This is a genomic window from Pseudomonas aestiva (assembly GCF_039908605.1).
Lineage (GTDB): Bacteria > Pseudomonadota > Gammaproteobacteria > Pseudomonadales > Pseudomonadaceae > Chryseomonas > Chryseomonas aestiva.
In genome coordinates, this window is sequence record NZ_CP150916.1 from 2,587,062 (window position 1) to 2,606,858 (window position 19,797).

19 protein-coding genes and 1 pseudogene are annotated in these 19,797 nt (G+C 65.9%); 10 read left to right on the forward strand and 10 right to left on the reverse strand.

Features of this window, described 5'->3' with window-relative positions; translation table 11 throughout:
- Nucleotides 1-15: 15 nt before the first annotated feature.
- Both AABM56_RS12090 and AABM56_RS12095 read right to left on the reverse strand, forming a co-directional pair.
- On the reverse strand, nt 16-1,710 hold the full coding sequence (locus AABM56_RS12090; protein ID WP_133860657.1) for a DEAD/DEAH box helicase: 1,695 nt from the start codon (nt 1,708-1,710) through the stop codon (nt 16-18).
- 281 nt (nt 1,711-1,991) lie between these two features.
- Complete coding sequence (locus AABM56_RS12095) at nt 1,992-2,741, reverse strand: spermidine synthase (RefSeq protein WP_133860658.1); 750 nt, start codon at nt 2,739-2,741, stop codon at nt 1,992-1,994.
- Between the two features lie 112 nt (nt 2,742-2,853).
- On the opposite strand from AABM56_RS12095, the gene AABM56_RS12100 reads away from it, so the two are divergent.
- The gene (locus AABM56_RS12100; protein ID WP_133860659.1) at nt 2,854-4,200 is read left to right on the forward strand and encodes a class II 3-deoxy-7-phosphoheptulonate synthase; all 1,347 of its coding nucleotides are present in this window, start codon (nt 2,854-2,856) and stop codon (nt 4,198-4,200) included.
- 19 nt (nt 4,201-4,219) lie between these two features.
- Here AABM56_RS12100 and AABM56_RS12105 read toward each other — a convergent pair whose 3' ends face one another.
- Complete coding sequence (locus AABM56_RS12105) at nt 4,220-5,419, reverse strand: crosslink repair DNA glycosylase YcaQ family protein (RefSeq protein ID WP_347883276.1); 1,200 nt, start codon at nt 5,417-5,419, stop codon at nt 4,220-4,222.
- Between the two features lie 34 nt (nt 5,420-5,453).
- Nucleotides 5,454-5,705, reverse strand: a complete 252-nt coding sequence (locus tag AABM56_RS12110) for a DUF1127 domain-containing protein (protein WP_263259662.1) — start codon at nt 5,703-5,705, stop codon at nt 5,454-5,456.
- 101 nt (nt 5,706-5,806) lie between these two features.
- Here AABM56_RS12110 and AABM56_RS12115 point away from each other — a divergent pair, with 101 nt between their 5' ends.
- Entirely contained in the window at nt 5,807-6,658 is an 852-nt protein-coding gene (locus tag AABM56_RS12115) for a LysR substrate-binding domain-containing protein (protein ID WP_133860662.1), read from the forward strand.
- Here AABM56_RS12115 and AABM56_RS12120 read toward each other — a convergent pair whose 3' ends face one another.
- From AABM56_RS12120 to earP, 3 genes and pseudogenes are all read right to left on the reverse strand, one after another.
- A complete protein-coding gene (locus tag AABM56_RS12120; protein WP_133861234.1) occupies nt 6,659-7,399 on the reverse strand; it encodes a sulfite exporter TauE/SafE family protein in 741 nt (246 codons plus the stop codon).
- Nucleotides 7,400-7,520: 121 nt separating this feature from the next.
- Nucleotides 7,521-8,087 (reverse strand): elongation factor P, encoded by a 567-nt coding sequence (gene efp, locus AABM56_RS12125; RefSeq protein ID WP_166655901.1) that lies wholly within the window; start codon nt 8,085-8,087, stop codon nt 7,521-7,523.
- Between the two features lie 48 nt (nt 8,088-8,135).
- A pseudogene (gene earP, locus AABM56_RS12130) lies at nt 8,136-9,263 on the reverse strand (elongation factor P maturation arginine rhamnosyltransferase EarP); the annotation flags it as partial.
- A 138-nt stretch (nt 9,264-9,401) separates the two neighbouring features.
- Between earP and AABM56_RS12135 the strand changes: the two are divergent.
- Nucleotides 9,402-10,103, forward strand: a complete 702-nt coding sequence (locus AABM56_RS12135; protein WP_133860664.1) for an endonuclease — start codon at nt 9,402-9,404, stop codon at nt 10,101-10,103.
- Between the two features lie 6 nt (nt 10,104-10,109).
- Here the strand turns inward: AABM56_RS12135 and AABM56_RS12140 are convergent, their stop codons facing one another.
- The 3 genes from AABM56_RS12140 to AABM56_RS12150 all read right to left on the reverse strand — a co-directional run bounded on the left by AABM56_RS12140 (nt 10,110) and on the right by AABM56_RS12150 (nt 12,826).
- Nucleotides 10,110-10,721 carry a tRNA-(ms[2]io[6]A)-hydroxylase gene (locus AABM56_RS12140; protein ID WP_166655902.1) on the reverse strand — a complete coding sequence of 204 codons (612 nt, stop codon included), beginning with the start codon at nt 10,719-10,721 and terminating at the stop codon, nt 10,110-10,112.
- A gap of 73 nt (nt 10,722-10,794) precedes the next feature.
- Nucleotides 10,795-11,271: a DUF1289 domain-containing protein gene (locus AABM56_RS12145; protein WP_133860666.1), complete on the reverse strand. Its 477-nt coding sequence runs from the start codon at nt 11,269-11,271 to the stop codon at nt 10,795-10,797.
- 109 nt (nt 11,272-11,380) lie between these two features.
- Complete coding sequence (locus AABM56_RS12150) at nt 11,381-12,826, reverse strand: NCS1 family nucleobase:cation symporter-1 (protein ID WP_133860667.1); 1,446 nt, start codon at nt 12,824-12,826, stop codon at nt 11,381-11,383.
- Nucleotides 12,827-13,124: 298 nt separating this feature from the next.
- Here AABM56_RS12150 and AABM56_RS12155 point away from each other — a divergent pair, with 298 nt between their 5' ends.
- The 7 genes from AABM56_RS12155 (at nt 13,125) to AABM56_RS12185 (ending at nt 19,795) form a co-directional block, all read left to right on the forward strand.
- On the forward strand, nt 13,125-13,829 hold the full coding sequence (locus tag AABM56_RS12155) for a GntR family transcriptional regulator (protein ID WP_133860668.1): 705 nt from the start codon (nt 13,125-13,127) through the stop codon (nt 13,827-13,829).
- 8 nt (nt 13,830-13,837) lie between these two features.
- A complete protein-coding gene (locus AABM56_RS12160; RefSeq protein WP_133860669.1) occupies nt 13,838-14,569 on the forward strand; it encodes an aspartate/glutamate racemase family protein in 732 nt (243 codons plus the stop codon).
- A 350-nt stretch (nt 14,570-14,919) separates the two neighbouring features.
- The gene (gene acnB / locus AABM56_RS12165) at nt 14,920-17,520 is read left to right on the forward strand and encodes a bifunctional aconitate hydratase 2/2-methylisocitrate dehydratase (RefSeq protein WP_263259370.1); all 2,601 of its coding nucleotides are present in this window, start codon (nt 14,920-14,922) and stop codon (nt 17,518-17,520) included.
- Nucleotides 17,521-17,740: 220 nt separating this feature from the next.
- Nucleotides 17,741-17,953 carry a hypothetical protein gene (locus AABM56_RS12170; protein WP_082900463.1) on the forward strand — a complete coding sequence of 71 codons (213 nt, stop codon included), beginning with the start codon at nt 17,741-17,743 and terminating at the stop codon, nt 17,951-17,953.
- 130 nt (nt 17,954-18,083) lie between these two features.
- Nucleotides 18,084-19,064, forward strand: a complete 981-nt coding sequence (locus tag AABM56_RS12175; RefSeq protein ID WP_263259412.1) for an endo-1,4-beta-xylanase — start codon at nt 18,084-18,086, stop codon at nt 19,062-19,064.
- Between the two features lie 280 nt (nt 19,065-19,344).
- A complete protein-coding gene (locus AABM56_RS12180) occupies nt 19,345-19,563 on the forward strand; it encodes a hypothetical protein (RefSeq protein WP_133860672.1) in 219 nt (72 codons plus the stop codon).
- Nucleotides 19,564-19,702: 139 nt separating this feature from the next.
- Nucleotides 19,703-19,795 carry a potassium-transporting ATPase subunit F gene (locus tag AABM56_RS12185; protein WP_178123841.1) on the forward strand — a complete coding sequence of 31 codons (93 nt, stop codon included), beginning with the start codon at nt 19,703-19,705 and terminating at the stop codon, nt 19,793-19,795.
- Nucleotides 19,796-19,797: the final 2 nt, after the last annotated feature.

Sequence of the window (19,797 nt, forward strand, 5' to 3'; positions counted from 1 at the left end):
ATGTGACCGCGGGGATCAATCCTCGCGATAGCGACGCAGGCGCAGGGCCTTGCCGGCTACGCGGGTGTCCTTGAGCTTGGTCAGCAGACGCTCTAGGCCGTCCTCGGGCAGCTCCACCAGGCTGAAGGAGTCACGGATCTGGATGCGGCCGATGGCCTCGCGATCCATGCCGCCTTCATTGATGATGGCACCCAGCAGATTCTTAGCGGCAACGCCGTCACGGGCGCCCAGGGCGGTGCGGCAACGCACGCGGCCTTCCGGCAGCGGCTGCATCGGGCGACGCTCACCACGATCCGGGCGCTCGCCGCGCTCACCACGCTCAGGACGATCGCCACGCTCGGTACGCGGACGGTCGCCACGGCCCGCGCCGGGGGTCAGCGGCTGCTCACGGCGCAACGACTCGATATCGAGGGCGCGGCCGGCGGTCAGCTTGGCCAGCAGCGCAGCGGCCAGGGTCGAAGGATCGCATTGCAGACGCTCGCACAGCTCCTGACGCAGCGCGCCGTGGGTAGCATCGGCATCGGCCAGCAGCGAACCCACGCCATCGGCCAGACGGGAGATACGGGCTTCCAGCACGGCTTCGGCGTCGGGCAGGCGGATCTCGCCAACCCGCTGACCGGTAACGCGCTCGATCACCTGCAGCATGCGCCGCTCGCGCGGGGTGACCAGCAGCAGCGCGCGGCCTTCACGACCGGCACGACCGGTACGACCGATACGGTGCACATAGGACTCGGGATCGTAGGGCATGTCCACGTTGAGCACGTGGGTGATGCGCGCCACGTCCAGACCGCGCGCCGCCACGTCGGTGGCGACCACGATGTCCAGCGAACCGTCCTTGAGGGACTCGATGGTCTTCTCGCGCTGAGCCTGGGGCATGTCGCCGTTCAGGGCGCTGACGCGATAGCCCTGGCGCTCGAGCAGCTCGGCCAGGTCCAGGGTCGCCTGCTTGGTCCGCACGAAGGCGATCAGGGCGTCGAAGTTCTCCACTTCCAGCAGGCGCAACACTGAGGCGGGCTTCTGGTCGGCATGGACCATCAGATGCGCCTGCTCGATGCGGGCGACGGTCTGGGTCTTGGCCGCGATGCGGACGTGTTGCGGGTTCTTCAGATGACGTTCGGCGATGGCGCGGATCGACGGCGGCAGGGTCGCCGAGAACAGGACGGTCTGGCGGGTTTCCGGCATGGCTTCGAAGATGAATTCGAGGTCGTCCATGAAGCCTAGCTTGAGCATCTCGTCGGCTTCGTCGAGCACCAGGCGCTGGACGGTGGCCAGCAGATTGTCGTCACGGCGCAGGTGGTCGCACAGACGGCCGGGGGTGGCGACCAGTACCTGGGCACCCATGCGCAGGGACTTCAGCTGCGGACCCATGGGCGCGCCGCCGTAGAGAGCCACGACTTTGACGCCAGGCATCTCGGTGGAATAGGTTTCGCAGGCGGTTGCGACCTGCAGGGCCAGTTCACGGGTAGGAACCAGCACCAGAATCTGGGGTTCACGACGGGACGGGTCGAGCTGCGAGAGCAGCGGCAGAGCAAAGGCTGCGGTCTTGCCGGTACCGGTCTGCGCCTGGCCGATCATGTCGTGGCCGGCGAGGATCACCGGAATGGACTGCGACTGGATGGGCGACGGCTCTTCGTAACCGACGGCCTTGATGGCGGCGAGGATGGCGGGATTGAGATTGAGCGCAGCGAAATTGCTGATGTCCTGGGTCATTGTCTTGCCTCGTGTGCTTCGCAAAGACCCCAAAGCCAAGAGCTGCGCTTATCCGAATGACCGAAGTCGCCCAGGCAGCCAAGGTGTGAGCTTTTTGCGAAATAGCGGATGAAAGGGGGTGAAGCGTCTAGGATTGTTCGCCGTCGGGCGAACGCACGACCGGGGTGGCCATGGTGGCGGACCGGGAGAATGCAGTTCCTGAACGGAAGGTCAAAAAGACCGGGGCGAATAATACCCGAACCCTGGACATTTCTCCAGAGAACCTTGGTCTACTTTTGAGGTCAGGTTGCCGCACGCAAGTTGTCCAGATAGGACTCCAGATCGAAGCCGATGCGCAGGCTCAGTTCCCGAACGCGCTGCCGCGTACCCGCCTCGTCCAGCTCCTGCTCCAGACTCGCCGGTACCAGCAGGATCACGTTGCCCTCCACCACCGGGCACTCCCAGTAGTGATGCCGGAACAGCCCGCGCAGCAGCGCGGCGCCCAGCGGCTTGCCGTCGGTGGCGCTCCACTGGTTGATCATCAGCCAGCCGCCCGGATTGAGCTTGGCCTGGCAGTTTTCCAGAAAGCGCCAGGCCAGATGGGCGCTGGAGGGGCCGACGTCGGTGTAGAGATCGACAAAGATCAGATCGGCAGGCGCTGCGCTGTCGAGCAGGTCCAGGGCATCGCCGATGCGGATCGCCAGGCGTGGATCCTCGGCCAGGCCCAGATGCTGGCGGGCCAGGCGCGGCACCGCGGGGCGCAGCTCCAGCGCCTCCACCGCCTCCAGGGGCAACCACTTGAGGCAGGCCTGAGTCAGGGTACCGGCGCCCAGCCCGAGAAACAGCGCACGGCGTGGCTGCGGGTGGCAGAGTGCGCCCAGCAGCATGGCGCGGTTGTAGTCATATTCCAGCCAGGCCGGGTCCTGGGTGAAGACGCAGCTCTGCTCCACTTCCTCGCCGAACTCCAGAAAGCGATAAGGCCCCACCTCGACCACGCGGATCCGGCCATGGTCGTCGACGACCTCTTCCAGCAACACTTCCGTCTCGACCATCACTATCCTCCTCTACAGCCGCCCATGGTAGCCGCGATGGGCACTGTCTATCGAGCGTTGCGCCCGTCATCGGTTACCATGGACGGCTTCGTCGCACCACTCAGAGAAAATCATGTCCGCGCCCTGGAGCCCCACCAGCTGGAGAAGCCTGCCCATCCAGCAGCAGCCCGAATACCCCGATCAAGCCCGCCTCGCCGATGTCGAGCGCACCCTGGCCGGCTATCCGCCCCTGGTATTTGCTGGCGAAGCCCGCGAATTGCGCCGGCAGTTCGCCGAGGTGACCCAGGGTCGGGCCTTCCTGCTGCAGGGCGGTGATTGCGCGGAAAGCTTCTTCGAATTCTCCGCGGGCAAGATTCGCGACACCTTCAAGGTGCTCCTGCAGATGGCGGTGGTCATGACCTTTGCCGCGGGCTGCCCGGTGGTCAAGGTCGGCCGCATGGCCGGCCAGTTCGCCAAGCCGCGCTCCTCCGGCGACGAAATCCAGGACGGCGTCTCCCTGCCGGCCTACCGTGGCGACATCGTCAATGGCATCGACTTCACCGAGGGCAGCCGCATCCCGGACCCGCAGCGGCTGATCCAGGCCTACAACCAGTCCACCGCAACGCTCAACCTGCTGCGGGCCTTTGCCCAGGGCGGCTTCGCCGACCTGCACCAGGTGCATCGCTGGAACCTGGATTTCATCGCCAACTCGGCCCTGGCCGACCGCTACCACCAGTTGGCGGATCGCATCGACGAGACCCTGGCCTTCATGCGCGCCTGCGGCCTGGACACCGCGCCGCAGGTCAAGGAAACCAACTTCTTCACCGCCCATGAGGCGCTGCTGCTCAACTACGAAGAAGCCTTCGTCCGCCGCGACAGCCTGACCGGCGACTGGTACGACTGCTCCGCGCACATGCTCTGGATCGGCGATCGCACCCGCCAGCCCGACGGTGCCCACGTCGAATTCCTGCGCGGGGTGAACAACCCCATCGGCGTCAAGGTCGGTCCTTCCACCACCAGCGAAGACCTGATCCGCCTGATCGATACCCTCAACCCCGAGAACGATCCGGGGCGCCTCAATCTCATCGTGCGCATGGGCGTGGGCAAGGTCGCCGATCACCTGCCGCGCCTGATCCAGACCGTTGAGCGCGAAGGCCGCCAGGTGCTGTGGAGTTCCGACCCCATGCACGGCAACACCATCAAGGCCTCCACCGGCTACAAGACCCGGGACTTCGCCAGCGTGCTGGGCGAGGTCAAGGAGTTCTTCGGCGTGCACCAGGCCGAGGGCACCTACGCGGGCGGCATCCATATCGAGATGACCGGCCAGAACGTCACCGAGTGCATCGGCGGCGCCCGCCCGGTCACCGAAGACGCCCTGTCCGACCGCTACCACACCCATTGCGACCCGCGTCTGAACGCCGACCAGTCCCTGGAACTGGCCTTCATGATCGCCGAGACGCTCAAGGGCATCCGCCGCTAGGGAGAGGGCGCGGCGCGATCTAGTGCCGCGCAACAGCCTCACGCAAGACGTCCGCCGGCCCGTGCAACTGCAGGTCGGCGAGACCCAGCCAAGCAGCCAGGGCGCGCAACTGCGCCGCCAGGGCATCCAGTCCTTCGTCATCCAGGCCTGCCGCCTCCAGATGCACCGCATGCACTGCCAGGCGCGACTGCGCCCGCTCGGCGCGCAGATCCACCCGTGCCGCCAGCCGCTCCCGATAGAGAAAGGGCAATACGTAGTAGCCATAGACCCGTTTGGGCGCCGGGGTATAGATCTCCAGTCGATAGCGGAATCCGAACAGCTGCTCGGTGCGCTCGCGCTCCCAGACCAGGGAGTCGAAGGGCGACAGCAGCGCCGCCGCCTGCACCGGACGCCCGGGATTCGGCGCCTCGGCCACATAGGCCGGCTTCGACCAGCCCTGCACCTGAACGTGCTGCAGACTGCCCTCCTCCTGCAATTCGGCGATGCCCTGCCGCGCTTCGGCGGGACTCAGGCGAAAGTAGTCGCGCAGCTGGACTTCGCTCGCCACGCCCAGGGCACGGGCACTGCGCAGCAGCAAGGCCCGGCGCGCGGCTTCCGGCGTAGGAGCAGGCGCCGCGAGGATCTCCGCCGGGAGCACCCGCTCGGGCAGGTCATAGAGGCGCTCGAAGCCGCGCCGTCCGGCCACCGTCACCTCACCCGCGGCGAACAGCCACTCCAGCGCCAGCTTGCCCGGACTCCAGTCCCACCAGGGACCGGCCTGCTCGACCCGCTTCGCCAGGCTGCCAGCGCCCAGGGCGCCCCGTTGCACCACCGCCTCCAGGGTCTGGGCGACGACCTGCGGCTGCTCGACGGCGAACCGCGCCAATTGCCGATAGATGCCAATGCCCTGGCGCGCCTGATCGCGTCGCCAGCGCAGTTCGGCCCAAACCTCGGCCGGCACCAGCGAGGCTTCATGGGCCCAGCATTCATAGAGCTGCCGCTTGCGCCCCTGACCCCACGCCAGGGCATCGAAGTCGGCGAAGGCATAGCGGCCGAGACGACTGAACAGCGGTAGATAGTGCGAGCGCACCAAGGCATTGACCGAATCGATCTGCAGCACATTCAGGCGTGCGGCCTGCCGATACAAAGCGGCCAGGCCCGCACCGCCCTTGGGTTGACTCCCGAAACCCTGGGCACGCAAGGCCAGGCGCCGGGCTTCGCGCAGGGATAGGCTATCCATCCGAGCTCCTGACAGAGAAAGGTGATCTTCCACCCTAGCAGGATCGGCGGCAGCCCTCCTCTGCGGGTTGCCGCCAGAACGGCTTGTCGGCTTCCTGCCAGGCATCGGCGCGACTCAGGCCGAGGTCGTGCAGCGCGCCCTCATCCAGGCGATAGAGGGCCCGGCGTTGGCGAGATAGCTCGACCGCCCGGCGCAACCAGGCCCAGACCTGCCGCAGACGGAAGATGACGCCCGGAACACCCGGGGTACGCGCAGACGAATCTTGGTGAGCGACGAGCTGAGCCATGGTGAATCTCCTGCTCCAGGGGGTATGGCTCAAGTCTGAAAGCTGGCATAACATCAATCCAACGAATCTTTCTGATGCGATCCATTCGCCTGGTTGATGCAATGAGTTATCCGAGCATAGAGACCGATCTGTTGCGCACCTTCGTCGCCATCGCCGATCAAGGCGGCTTTACCCGCGCGGCCGAGGTGGTCAATCGCACCCAGTCGGCGGTGAGCATGCAGATGCGCAAGCTCGAAGAGGACGTGCTGCAGCGGCGGCTGTTCGAACGGGAGGGCCGCCAGGTGCGCCTGACGGCGGAGGGTCAGATCCTGCTGGGCTTCGCCCGGCGCATCCTCAAGCTGCATGGCGAGGTGATGACCACCCTGCGCGAACCGCACATGGTGGGTACGGTGCGTATCGGCACCCCGGACGATTACGTCATGAGGTTCATTCCCGGCATCCTGGCGGGCTTCGCCAAGGCCTATCCGCTGGTGCAGGTGGACGTCCATTGCGAGACCACCGCCGGCCTGCTGCAACGCCAGGACCTGGACCTGACCATCGTCACCCGTGAACCGGGCAACGAGATCGGCCTGCCCCTGCGTCGCGAACGCTTCATCTGGGCCGAGGCGCCGGGTTTCGATATCCACCAGCGCGATCCGCTGCCGCTGGCGATGTTCAACACCTCGTGCTTTCTCAGCGAATGGGCGCGCCGGGCGCTGGACAATCGCGGACGCGGCTATCGCCTGGCCTACAGCAGCCCGAGCCTTGCCGCCCTGCTCGGCATCGTCAAGGCCGGCCTGGCGGTCACTGCGCAACTGGAAAGCCTGCTGCCGAGCGAGCTGCGCCGCCTGGGAGAGGCCGACGGCATGCCGGACCTGCCGGCCTGCTCCATCGAACTGCTGCGCAATCCGCGCAGCGCCTCGCCGATCATCGACACCCTCGCCGAGCACATCGCCGAGGGCTTTCGGCAATAGTCAGCGCAGCGCCAGCAGCACCGCACACAGCAGCAGGAAACCGCAGAACAGCAGACGCAGCAGCCGCTCCGGCAACTGGTGCGCCAACTTCACGCCCCAGCTCACGCTGAGCAGTCCACCCAGGGCGAGCGGAATACCCACGCTCCAGTCGACTTCCCCATGCCAGGCATAGCTGGCCAGGGTGACCCCAGTGGTGGGCAGCGCCATGGCCAGGGACATGCCCTGGGCCGCCACCTGGGTCATGCCCATCACCCCGGCGAGAATGGGGGTGGCGATCACCGCGCCACCGACGCCGAACAGCCCGCCGACCAGCCCCGCCACCAGCCCCAGCACCCCGAGCCCCAGGCGACTCGGCGTCGTCAGCGGCGGCTGGCCACGGCGATAAAGTTGCCAGAGGTTGTAGAGCACCAGCACGAGCAGGAAGCCGACGAAGCCGTGGCGCATGGAACGGGCGTCCAGGGACACCGCCAGCGCCGTACCCGCCAGGGCCGAGAGCATGCCGGCGGCGGCCAGCAGACCGGCGCGCTGCCAGTCGATGCGATTGCGCTGGTTGTACTTGTAGACCGACAGCAGCACGTTGGGCACCACCATCACCAGGGCGGTGCCCTGGGCCAGTTGCTGGTCGAGGCCGAACAGCAGGGCGAGCACCGGAATGGCGATCAAGCCGCCGCCGATGCCGAACAACCCACCCACCACACCCAGCACCGCCCCGAGGGCGATATCGATCAAGAGCTGAAACAGCAATTCCACGGCGCCCTACCCAGAAGCGAACAGATTCGGAAGGCGCTGTCCGGCGCACCGCGAGCGGAGCGCCAGACAGCAAAAAGCCCGGCAAGCCGGGCTTTCTAGCGAGACGCCAGGTTTAGACCTTGGCGCGCGACTTGTACTCGTTGGTACGGGTGTCGATCTCGATGTGGTCACCGATGTCGCAGAACTCGGAGACCTTCAGCTCGTAGCCGTTGTTCAGGCGAGCGGTCTTCATGACCTTGCCCGAGGTGTCGCCGCGAACGGCCGGCTCGGTGTAGGAGATCTGGCGCACGATGGTGGTGGGCAGTTCGATGGAGATGACGCGGTCGTTGTAGAACACCGCTTCGCAGACGTCGGTCATGCCGTCTTCGATGAAGGCGATGGCATCGCCCAGGTCGTCTTTCTCGACTTCGTACTGGTTGTAGTCGTTGTCGACGAACACGTACAGGGGATCGGCAAAGTAGGAATAGGTCACTTCCTTGCGATCCAGAATCACCGGCTCGAGCTTGTCGTCGGCGCGGAAGACGGTCTCGGTCGCGCTGCCGGAGAGCAGGCTCTTCAGCTTCATCTTGACCACTGCAGCGTTACGGCCGGACTTGTTGTATTCAGCTTTCTGGATGACCCAGGGAGCGTTGTCGATCATGGCCACTTGGCCGGCACGGAACTCTTGTGCGGTTTTCATGCGGTTATCCGTATGGATGGAAGAACGGGATTTCGAGGCGCCATATGATAGCCAATCTGTATGGAAATGCACCAGGCTGGCGGCAAGATCGCTGTGAGAAGCCATCCGATCGCTCCAGTCACGCGCCAACAGACGCCATTCCCCGACCTGTGTGTCCAGCGCCGACCAGGCGGCTGCCAGGTCGCCGCGACCGTTCCAGGCCAGCCACAGGGCACTGACCGCGGAGCCCAGTTCAGGAGTGCCAGACGCCACATAGCGCGCCAGGAAGGCCTCGAGCTTGACGAAGTGGGCGTCCTCTTCCTGCGGGTAGATGTGCCAGACGAAGGGATGCGCCGCCCACTGCGCGCGGACGAAGGAGTCCTCCCCGCGGATGGCATTGAAGTCGCAGCACCACAGCAGCCGGTCGTACTCCTGCTGGGAGACGAAGGGCAGCACCTGCACCCGCAGGGCGCCGCGACGGTGGCCGTCGCCGGCCTTGAGCCAGTCCACGCCGAGCCAGGCGGCGACGTTCGCCAGCACCCGTCCTTCCGGCACCAGCAGGCAGGTAGGCTGGGCGCCGGCGCTGAGGGCGTCGAGCCAGTCGATCAGCGCCGGGTTCTCGTAGGCGAACAGCGAGAACAGCCGCTCCCCGGGCTGGCGCCGCACGCCCAGCCCAGCGAGAAAGTCGTCCCGGACCGCGGCAGCCTGGAGGAAGCCGTCACGCTGATCGAGCAGATCGTGCTCACGCAGCAGCCCGCCCACCTTGGCGGTAAAGCCGGGAAAGAAGAAGTACTTGTTCAGCCCGGTGGGCTGCAGCGAAGGCAGCGCGTGACAGCCTTCGATCCACTCCTCGGCGCTCAGGTATTCCAGGTTGAGCCAGAGCGGGCGCTCGGCGCGACGCGCCATGGCGGTGACGAAACCTTCCGGCAACTGACAGGCGAAGGCTTCCACCACCACGTCACCGGGCTCGGCCGCCGTCCAGTCGGCGTGCCAGAGTCGCACCTCGACCCCGCGATGCCATTGCTGCTCGGCGGTGCCATCGACCCCCGGCTGGATCCGCGCCAGGGGATAGAGATCGTCGATCCAGAGGCGGACCTGCTGCCCATGCTCGGCGGCCAGCTGATGGGCCAGACGCCAGGTGATACCCGCGTCGCCATAGTTGTCCACCACCGTGCAGAAGATGTCCCAGGCTGCCATGCCATACCTCTAAGTCATTGATATCGAATCGTGTTCCGCCTGATTGGCGGGCGGACGCGGGACGGTTTCCAGTGAACCCAGTCACACCGCGACCAAGAGCGGGTCGGTAGTATCCGCGCTTTTTCGGACGGATTCTAAATGTCGTTGCGCCCTGCCCTGCTGTTCTGCCTGAGCCTGGCTTCCCTGAGCGCCCTGGCGACGCCCCAGCCACCGCAGCCGCCGCGTACCTTCGGCGAAGCCAAGGTAGTGGCGGCCAAGGTCTATGCCAAGCAAGGCGTGGACTTCTATTGCGGCTGCCACTACAGCGGCAAGACCGTGGACCTCAAGAGCTGCGGCTACGTCCCGCGCAAGAGCGCCCAGCGCGCCAGCCGCATCGAGTGGGAACACATCGTCCCCGCCTGGGTGATCGGCCACCAGCGCCAGTGCTGGCAGAAAGGCGGTCGCCAGAACTGCACGGCCAACGATCCGGTGTACCAGAAGGCCGAGGCCGACCTCTTCAACCTGGTACCGGTGGTCGGCGAGGTCAATGGCGACCGCAGCAACTTCGCCTTCGGCTGGCTGCCGCAGAAGCCCAACCAGTATGGCGCCTGCCAGATGGTGGTGGACTTCAAGGCCAAGACCGCCATGCCCCGCCCGGAAATCCGCGGCATGGTCGCCCGTACCTACTTCTACATGAGCGATCGCTACGACCTGCGCCTGTCCAAGCAGGATCGCCAGCTCTACACCGCCTGGACCAAGCAGTATCCGCCGGAGGCCTGGGAGCGTCAGCGCAACCAGCGCCTGGCCTGCATCATGGGGCGCGGCAATCCCTATGTCGGCGAGACCAAGGCCTGCAAATAATGCGCGTCAAGCAGCGGTTGGAATCCCGCTGTGGAATCTCAACTCGCGATCGCTGGAGGTGATCAATTCCACCTCCAGGGCGCGGACCTCGGCGATCTTGGCGTCGACGTCGTCGCGCTCGCCATAGAGATAGGCGAGCTTGAGATAGTCCTGGAAATGCCGGGCCTCGGAGGCCAGCAGGCCGCTGTAGAACTTGCCCAGCTCCGCGTCCAGGTGGGGCGCCACCGCACCGAAGCGCTCGCAGGAGCGACATTCGATGAAGGCACCGATCACCAGGCTGTCGGTCAGCTTCAGCGGCTCATGGTTGCGGCAGAGCTTGCGCAGGGCGCCGGCATAGCGGGCCGAACTGACGTTGCGGTGCTCGATGCCACGGCGCTTCATGATCTGCAGCACCTGCTCGAAATGGCGCAGCTCTTCACGGGCGATGCGCGACATCTTCCAGGACAGCTCGGCGCGATTGGAATAGGTGAACAGATAGTGGAAGGCGGCGCCGGCGGCCTTCTTCTCGTTGTTGGCGTGGTCCTGCAGCAGCGTCGGCAGGTCCTGCAGCGCGGCCTCGACCCAGGCATCCGGCGTGCGGCAACCGAGGAATTCATTCATCTCGGGCAAGGACATCAGCGTGCTCCCGTGCAAAAGCCGCGCATTATAGAGAAAGGCAGGCGCCTGGGCAGCGCCGCCTGCCTGCTGGCGTTCAGACGCGGCTGTCGATGCCTTCGAGCAGGAAGCGCGGGGCGATGTAGCGGTCGTAGTGGGCTTCGGAGAGCAGGAAGAATTCCCGGTCGATGGCGTCGCGCAACTCGGCCAGGGGGCGATCGCGAAACTCCGGCAGCAGGCGCAGCCCATAGGCATCCAGTTGCTGGATGTGGCGCGCGCCCCGGGCCAGCAACTGATAGGCCCAGCAATACTCCGACTGATCGGGCCGGAAGCGGATGCTGCGTTGCTGCAACTGCTGGCGCAACAGTGCCGGATCGAAGACATCGACCTTGGCCGACACCACCTGCACCAGCAGCAGCTCCAGACGTGCCCACACGGCGCGCCGCTCCTCTTCGCTGTAGAGATTCCAGTTCACCACCTCGTGGTGGAATCTCTTGCAGCCACGACAGACGTGGTCGCCGAACATCGTCGAGCACAGGCCGACACAGGGCGTCTTGATGACAGGAGCGGGCATGGGCGGCAAGCCTTGGAGCAAAACGCCTAGTCTAGCCGGAAACGTCAACGACCGGCGCGGGTGGCCCGCGCCGGTCGTGCAGAATCCCATCCTGATCACAGGATGCGGATCACACCGCGGCGACACCCCGGCTCGCCAGCGGACTGGCGCTGCGGCGGCTCAACCCGTAGAAGAACAGTCCACCGAGGAAGCAGCCGGTGAACCAGGCGAAGTTGGCGATCGGCTTGAACCAGGGCACGAAGGTGAAGCACAACCCGATCAGCGCCGCGGCAACCAACGCCTGCACCGCCACCCAGTTGACGCCGCTGCTGTACCAGTAGGCGCCATTCGGGGTGTCGTCGAACAGCGCATCGACCTCGATCCGGCCTTTGCGCAGCAGGTAGTAGTCCACCAGCAGGATGCCGAACAGCGGGCCGATGCAGGCAGCCAGGACGTCCAGGGTGTAGTGGATCACCTCGGGGTTGTTGAACAGGTTCCAGGGGGTGAGGAAGATCGAGGCCACCGCGGCGATCATGCCGCCCGCGCGCCAGCTGATCTTGCTGGGCGCCACGTTGGCGAAGTCGAAGGCCGGCGAAACGAAGTTGGCGACGATGTTGATGCCGATGGTGGCGGTGACGAAGGTGAAGGCGCCGAGCAGCACCGCGGTGGTGTTGTCGATGCGGGCCACGGTGGCGATGGGATCGTGGATCATCTCGCCGAACACCGGGAGGGTGCCGGACACGATCACCACGGTGACCAGGGAAAACGCCAGGAAATTGATCGGCAGGCCCCAGAAATTGCCGCGACGCACATCCTGCATGGAGCGGCAGTAGCGGCTGAAGTCACCGAAGTTGAGCGTGGGCCCGGAGAAATAGGACACCACCAGGGCGATGGCGACGATCACCTGACCGAAGGCGGCCCAGCCGGTCAGCTGCTTTTCCGCCAGGGTGAAGCTGATGTTGCTCCAGCCGGCGCGCCAGACAATCCAGGCCGCGAGCAGGAACATCACCGCATAGACGGCGGGACCGGCCCAGTCGATGAAGCGGCGGATGGATTCCATACCCGCCCAGAAGACGCAGGCCTGGAGGAACCAGAGGGTGAGGAAGCCGCCCCAGCCGAGATAGGACAGGCCCAGGAAGCTGCTGTCGCCATAGACCGCCAGCGCGGGAAAGAAGCGCAGCACCACGATGACCAGGGCACTGGAGGCCAGATAGGTCTGGATGCCATACCAGGCCACCGCGATCAGGCCGCGGATCACCGCCGGGATGTTTGCGCCGAAGACGCCGAAAGCCAGGCGACAGATCACCGGATAGGGCACGCCAGCCTGCTGGCTGGGCCGGGCGACCAGATTGGCGATCACCTGAACGACGCAGATCCCTACCAGCAGGGCGATCAGCACCTGCCAGCTGGCCAGGCCTAGGGCGAACAGGCTGGCGGCGAAGACATAGCCGCCGACGCTGTGCACGTCGCTCATCCAGAAGGCGAAGATGTTGTACCAATTCCATTTCTGCTCGACCGGGCCGAGGTCTTCGTTGTACAGACGTGGGCTGTAGCCCGGGGGAATCTGCTGGTTCATGGATCGCCTCCTCCGTGGTGGCGGGCACCTGCATACAGCGCCTGCCTTGTTTTGTATACAATCCCTCCAGGCAGAGTCCGTGCCAGGTGCTCGAGAATGGTCTTAACTCGCTGGCTCCATAGGAAATTTCCAGGAGAGGAGGCTCTAAGTCAGACGCCGGAGCGTTACCGGGGATGCACTCCCCTGGGGCGTTAGGTGGCAATGAGGCGCTACCTTGGCGCACAGATCCCGACGCATTCGCACATCGTCAGCGCCCCAGACTTTGTATACAATTCAGGCAAATCGCCGGAGTCAGCCCATGAGTGCAGTACCCGCGTCACTCGCCGTTGCCGCCTCTCCCCGGGACGAGCGGATCTACCAGGACATCCTCGAGGCCATCGTCGAGCATCGCCTGGCGCCAGGTACCCGGCTGCCGGAAGACACCCTGGCGGAGACCTTCGGCATCAGCCGCACGGGCATCCGCAAGGTGCTGCAGCGACTGGCGCTGGAACGCCTGGTGACCCTGCGCGCCAATCGCGGCGCCCAGGTCGCCCAGCCCAGCGCCAAGGAAGCCCAGGACATCCTCGCCGCGCGCCAGCTGATCGAGCCGGCGCTGATGCCCCTGGTGGCCGCCCGGGTCGACAGCGCGCAGCTGGCGTCCCTGCGCCAGCTCTGCCTCGAGGAGCACGAGGCCCAGCACGGCGGGCGCCACAGCCTGGCGATCCAGCTGTCCGCGCGCTTTCACGTCGAACTCGCCGCGCTGGCCGACAATCAGGTGCTGACCGAACAGGTCGCCCAATTGGCCAGCCGCTCTTCGCTACTGATCGCCATCTACGGCTCGCGGCACAGCCTGGGCTGCGATTGCGGCCAGCACGAAGACCTGCTGGACCTGCTCGCCCGGGGCGAGGGTGCGGCCGCCAGCGACTGGATGGCGCGCCACCTGCGCCTGATCCGCGAATCCCTCCGGATCGACCGGCCCACGGCCGCCGAGCCCGATTTCCGCAGCATCTTCAAACGCAGTTGAGGCCCCTCATGCAGATCCAGGTCATCAATCCCAATACCAGTGCCAGCATGACCGCCAAGATCGGTCGCGCGGCCCAGGCCATCGCCCGTCCGGGCACCACCATCCTCGCCAGCAATCCCGAAGCCGGCCCCGTGTCCATCGAGAGTCACTACGACGAGGCCGTGGCCGCGGTCGGCGTGATCGAAGAGATGCGCAAGGGCGTCGAGGCCGGCTGCGCGGCCCATGTCATCGCCTGCTTTGGCGATCCGGGCCTGCTCGCGGCGCGGGAAATGGCCAGGGGGCCGGTGCTGGGCATCGCCGAGGCCGGCTTCCATCTGGCCAGTCTGCTGGCCACCCGTTTCGCCGTGGTGACCACCCTCACCCGCACCCGCATCATCGCCGAGCACCTGCTGCAGCGGTACGGCTTCGCCGAACTGTGCACCTCGGTACGCTGTATCGACCTGCCGGTACTGGCCCTGGAAGCCGCCGACGACAGCCTGATCGAACTGATCGCCGCCGAGGGTCGCCGTGCCCGCGACGAGGAAGGTGCCGGCGCCATCGTGCTCGGCTGCGGCGGCATGGCCGATCTGCGCGAGGCCCTGAGCGAAGTCATCGGCATCCCGGTGATCGAAGGCGTCAGCGCCGCGGTCAAGCTGGCCGAGTCCCTGGTGGACCTGGGGCTGGGCACCAGCAAGCATGGCGACCTGGCCTACCCCATCGCCAAGCCCTTCAGCGGACGCTTCGCCCATCTGGGCCGCTAGCCTGCCGCCGGGGTCCAACGACCGGGAGCAGATGCGACAACGCAGCGCTTAACTTCGCCCGAGGCTTGGCGTAGAATTAGACAGCCTTATAGGCGCAATGTCCGATACGAAGCTGTTTTCAAAGCGTCACGAGCAAAGTATCCGGTGATCCGGCAGCGGCGGCCTCATCAACCGCCCTGCCGCCGATCAGCTCTTCAGCAGCCGGCGTAAAACTTTGAAAACAGCTTCCGGCGGAATGCGTCCGGCGCGACGGCGGTCCTGCCCGCAGCCTCCCCCGTCATACCCTGCCGGATACATTCCGGGGCGCCAGCCCCCGGACGCAATATTGGACCACTGATGAGGGTCAACCTGTGCTTGAAGCCTATCGTAACCACGTAGAAGAGCGTGCCGCCCAGGGCATCGTGCCCCAGCCGCTGAACGCCGAGCAAACGGCCGGTCTGGTCGAACTGCTGAAGAATCCCCCGGCCGGCGAAGAAGAATTTCTCGTCGACCTCATTACCAACCGCGTACCGCCGGGCGTCGACGAAGCCGCCTACGTGAAGGCCGGTTTCCTCTCCGCGGTCGCCAAGGGCGAAACCCAGTCCCCGCTGATCTCCCGCCAGCGCGCCACCGAATTGCTGGGCACCATGCAGGGCGGCTACAACATCGCCACCCTGGTCGAGCTGCTGGACGACGCCGAACTGGGCGCCGTGGCCGCCGAACAGCTCAAGCACACCCTGCTGATGTTCGATGCCTTCCACGACGTGGCCGAGAAAGCCAAGGGTGGCAACGCCCACGCCAAGGCCGTCATGCAGTCCTGGGCCGAAGGCGAGTGGTACAAGAAGCGTCCGGAAATCGCCGAGAAGTACACCCTGACCGTGTTCAAGGTGCCGGGCGAAACCAATACCGACGACCTCTCTCCCGCCCCTGACGCCTGGTCGCGTCCGGACATCCCGCTGCACGCCCTGGCCATGCTGAAGATGGCTCGCGACGGCATCGTGCCCGAGCAGCAAGGCAGCATCGGTCCGCTGAAGCAGATCGAGGAAGTGCGCGCCAAGGGCTTCCCGGTCGCCTACGTCGGTGATGTGGTCGGTACCGGTTCTTCCCGCAAGTCCGCCACCAACTCGGTGCTGTGGTTCTTCGGCGACGACATCCCCTACGTGCCAAACAAGCGCGCCGGCGGTTTCTGCTTCGGCTCCAAGATCGCCCCGATCTTCTACAACACCATGGAAGACGCCGGCGCCCTGCCGATCGAATTCGACGTGTCGGAGCTGGAAATGGGCGACGTCATCGACGTCTATCCCAATGCTGGCAAGGTCACCCGCCACGGCAGCGACGAGGTGCTCGCCACCTTCGAACTCAAGACCCCCGTGCTGCTGGACGAAGTCCGCGCCGGCGGCCGTATCCCGCTGATCGTCGGCCGCGGCCTGACCGAGAAGGCACGCGCCGAACTGGGCATGGGTCCGACCGACCTGTTCAACAAGCCGGACCAGCCGGCCGAGAGCAGCAAGGGCTACACCCTGGCGCAGAAGATGGTCGGCAAGGCCTGCGGCGTCGAGGGCGTACGCCCCGGCACCTACTGCGAGCCGAAGATGACCACCGTCGGCTCCCAGGACACCACCGGCCCGATGACCCGCGACGAGCTGAAGGACCTGGCCTGCCTGGGCTTCTCCGCCGACCTGGTGATGCAGTCCTTCTGCCACACCGCGGCCTATCCCAAGCCCATCGACGTCAAGACCCACCACACCCTGCCGGACTTCATCCGCACCCGTGGCGGTGTCTCCCTGCGTCCGGGCGACGGCATCATCCACAGCTGGCTGAACCGCATGCTGCTGCCCGACACCGTCGGTACCGGTGGCGATTCCCACACCCGCTTCCCGATCGGCATCTCCTTCCCGGCCGGTTCCGGTCTGGTGGCCTTCGCCGCGGCCACCGGCGTCATGCCGCTGGACATGCCGGAATCGGTACTGGTGCGCTTCAAGGGCAAGATGCAGCCCGGGATCACCCTGCGCGACCTGGTGCATGCCATCCCCTACTACGCCATCCAGAAAGGTCTGCTGACCGTCGAGAAGAAGGGCAAGAAGAACATCTTCTCCGGCCGCATCCTCGAGATCGAAGGCCTGGAAGACCTGACCGTGGAGCAGGCGTTCGAGCTGTCCGATGCCTCCGCCGAGCGTTCCGCCGCCGGCTGCACCATCAAGCTGTCGCCCGAGTCCATCACCGAGTACCTGCAGTCCAACATCACCCTGCTGCGCTGGATGATCGAGGAAGGCTACGGTGATCCCCGCACCCTGGAGCGCCGTGCGCGCGCCATGGAAGCCTGGATCGCCAACCCGGAACTGCTCGCCGCCGATGCCGACGCCGAATACAGCGAAGTCATCGAGATCGACCTGGCCGAGGTCAACGAGCCGGTGCTGTGCGCCCCGAACGATCCGGACGACGCCCGCCTGCTGTCCCAGGTGGCCGGCGACAAGATTGACGAGGTGTTCATCGGTTCCTGCATGACCAACATCGGTCACTTCCGCGCCGCCGGCAAGCTGCTGGACAAGGTCAAGGGTTCGATCCCGACCCGTCTGTGGCTGTCGCCGCCGACCAAGATGGACCAGCACCAGCTGACCGAGGAAGGCTACTACGGCATCTACGGCAAGGCCGGCGCGCGCATGGAAATGCCGGGTTGCTCGCTGTGCATGGGCAACCAGGCCCGCGTGGCCGCCAACGCCACCGTGGTGTCCACCTCCACCCGTAACTTCCCCAACCGCCTGGGCGACGGTGCCAACGTCTACCTGGCGTCGGCGGAACTGGCCGCGGTGGCCTCGATCCTGGGCAAGCTGCCCAGCGTCGAGGAATACATGGAATACGCGAAGAGCATCGACAGCATGGCCGCGGACGTCTACCGCTACCTGAGCTTCGACCAGATCGCCGAATTCCGTGAAAGCGCCGAGAAAGCCCGTATCGCCGCCGTCGAAGTCTGACGCTAGCGTTCGGTACTGAAAAACCGCCCCTCGGGGCGGTTTTTTTATGGGGGTTTCGCCGTGGGGTGGACGAGGCGAAGCCTGTCCACGGAGCAAGCCGGGAGCGGCCTTGGTGGCTGTCGGTGGAAAAGGCTGCGCCGTTTTCCACGCTACGAAAGCCTTAAGCGGCACTTAACCCGGACGTTCTAGGCTCCGGGTTCCCTTATGCCGAGGTCTGCCCATGAAACGTCTTGCGGTCGTCATCCTGTCGGTCTCCCTGCTCGGCCTCAGCCAGGCGAGCCTGGCGGCGGGTTGCATCAAGGGTGCCGTGGTCGGCGGAATGGCCGGGCATGTCGCCGGTCACCATGCCATCGCCGGCGCCGTAGCCGGTTGTGCCATCGGCCACCACCTGGCGGCGAAGGCCAAGGAAGACGCGCAGCACGCTCACGGCTGATTGGCCGTCCGCCATCACGACCGACTGCTGGAGGATCATCCGGATGCCGCGTCCACTGCTTGCGCTGCTGTTGTCGCTGGGTCTCTGAAATGCCGCTGCCCTGGCCGCGGAGCCGACCGCCACGCGCTCCCTGGCCACGGCCTATGGCGCCCGGCTGAAAATCGGCGCGGCGGTTGAGCCCGAACAACTCGCGGACGCCGACGGGGTGCTGCTGGCCCGGCAATTCAGCAGTCTGGTGGCGGAAAATGCCATGAAGCCCCTGCGCATTCATCCCCAGGAAGACCGCTATGTCTTCGGACCGGCCGATGCCCTCGTCGCCTTCGCCGAACAGCACGGCCTGGCGGTGCGCGGTCATACCCTGCTCTGGGGCAGCCACACCCCGGACTGGTTCTGGCAGGCTGCCGATAGCCAGCCGGCCACGCGCGAGCAGGTGCTGCAGCGCCTGAAGCAGCATATCGCCACGGTAGTCGGCCATTACCGCGGGCGGGTCTATGCCTGGGATGTGGTCAACGAGGCCATAGACCCCAATCAGTCCAGTTGCCTGCGCGACGATCGCTGGATGCAGGTGGTCGGTCCTGACTATCTCGCCGTGGCCTTTCGCGCCGCCCATGCCGCCGATCCCAAGGCACGCCTGTTCATCAACGACTTCAACACCCAGGAACCGGCCAAGCGCGACTGCCTGGCGCGGGTGGTGAAGGGCCTGCTGGCCGAGGGCGTGCCGGTGCAGGGCATCGGCCACCAGACCCATATCAGTCTCTACTGGCCATCCCTGGCGGCCATCGACCAGTCGCTCACCACCTTCGCCCGCCTCGGACTGGAAAACCAGATCACCGAGCTGGACATGAGTCTCTACCAGCATCACGACTACCAGCCGCCGCAGCCACTGGCGCAGCGCCTGAACCTGCAGGCCGAGCGCTATCGCGACCTCATGGCCCTGGTGCTGGCCCATCCCGAGGTCACCGCGGTGACCTGGTGGGGCGTGGCCGATGATCACAGCTGGCTGAACCACCAGCCCGGGGCGCCCGGGGACGATCAGCCGCTGCTGTTCGATCGCCAGCAGCGGCCAAAGCCGGCCTATTGGGCGGTGCTGCACCTACGACCGCATCAGTGAGCACGCCTTGCCAACGGCTCTGACGCAGCCTCTCAACTCTCGCCCAGGCCGAGCCTTGTTGCGGCTGGTACCTGGATCGCGGTCTTGGGCCGCTCCTACAGTCATACCTGAGGCGGTAGGAGCGGCCCATGGCCGCGATATCGATGGCCCTCTGACGATGCAGGTGATTGGTGGCGTCCACGGCGCGCTGGTGGCCGAGAGGGAGAGCCGGAGAACTGATACGGATCGGCCTGGTCAATTGTTACAGGACATTACTTCGCACCCACGAGAGGTCGCCACCATGAAGCTCCTGCCTACCCTTGCCCTGTCTGTTCTGCTGCTCGGCGCCAGCCAAGCCACCTTCGCCGCCGGTTGCGTCAAGGGCGCCGTGGTCGGCGGCGCCGCGGGCCACGTTGCCGGTGGTCACGGCGTTGCCGGTGCCGCGGCGGGCTGCGCCATCGGTCACCACGAGGCCAACAAGAAGGCCAAGGAAGAACAGCAGGCCACGCCCAAGCAATAGTCGCAAGGCCCCGCCCGCACTGGCGGGTGGGGCCGATTTAACGCTTTCTTTACGCCCCGCTCCCGTTCCCCGCCTCGCTTCTTTACGCCCCTCCTCCCGACAATTTCTCCACGCGGCAACGGCCGTCTCTGGAGAACTCGTGATGACCCCCTGGAATCTTCTGGCCCTGCTCCTGGCACTGGGTCTGTTCGTCTATCTGCTGGCGGCGCTGCTACGCGCCGGCCGGTCCTAGGG

Bases quoted from the DNA above. Each gene is read 5' to 3' on its own strand.
- AABM56_RS12090 (WP_133860657.1), bottom strand. From the start codon at position 1,710: ATGACCCAGGACATCAGCAATTTCGCTGCGCTCAATCTCAATCCCGCC.
- AABM56_RS12095 (WP_133860658.1), bottom strand. From the start codon at position 2,741: ATGGTCGAGACGGAAGTGTTGCTGGAAGAGGTCGTCGACGACCATGGC.
- AABM56_RS12100 (WP_133860659.1), top strand. From the start codon at position 2,854: ATGTCCGCGCCCTGGAGCCCCACCAGCTGGAGAAGCCTGCCCATCCAG.
- AABM56_RS12105 (WP_347883276.1), bottom strand. From the start codon at position 5,419: ATGGATAGCCTATCCCTGCGCGAAGCCCGGCGCCTGGCCTTGCGTGCC.
- AABM56_RS12110 (WP_263259662.1), bottom strand. From the start codon at position 5,705: ATGGCTCAGCTCGTCGCTCACCAAGATTCGTCTGCGCGTACCCCGGGT.
- AABM56_RS12115 (WP_133860662.1), top strand. From the start codon at position 5,807: ATGAGTTATCCGAGCATAGAGACCGATCTGTTGCGCACCTTCGTCGCC.
- efp (WP_166655901.1), bottom strand. From the start codon at position 8,087: ATGAAAACCGCACAAGAGTTCCGTGCCGGCCAAGTGGCCATGATCGAC.
- AABM56_RS12135 (WP_133860664.1), top strand. From the start codon at position 9,402: ATGTCGTTGCGCCCTGCCCTGCTGTTCTGCCTGAGCCTGGCTTCCCTG.
- AABM56_RS12145 (WP_133860666.1), bottom strand. From the start codon at position 11,271: ATGCCCGCTCCTGTCATCAAGACGCCCTGTGTCGGCCTGTGCTCGACG.
- AABM56_RS12150 (WP_133860667.1), bottom strand. From the start codon at position 12,826: ATGAACCAGCAGATTCCCCCGGGCTACAGCCCACGTCTGTACAACGAA.
- AABM56_RS12155 (WP_133860668.1), top strand. From the start codon at position 13,125: ATGAGTGCAGTACCCGCGTCACTCGCCGTTGCCGCCTCTCCCCGGGAC.
- AABM56_RS12160 (WP_133860669.1), top strand. From the start codon at position 13,838: ATGCAGATCCAGGTCATCAATCCCAATACCAGTGCCAGCATGACCGCC.
- AABM56_RS12170 (WP_082900463.1), top strand. From the start codon at position 17,741: ATGAAACGTCTTGCGGTCGTCATCCTGTCGGTCTCCCTGCTCGGCCTC.
- AABM56_RS12180 (WP_133860672.1), top strand. From the start codon at position 19,345: ATGAAGCTCCTGCCTACCCTTGCCCTGTCTGTTCTGCTGCTCGGCGCC.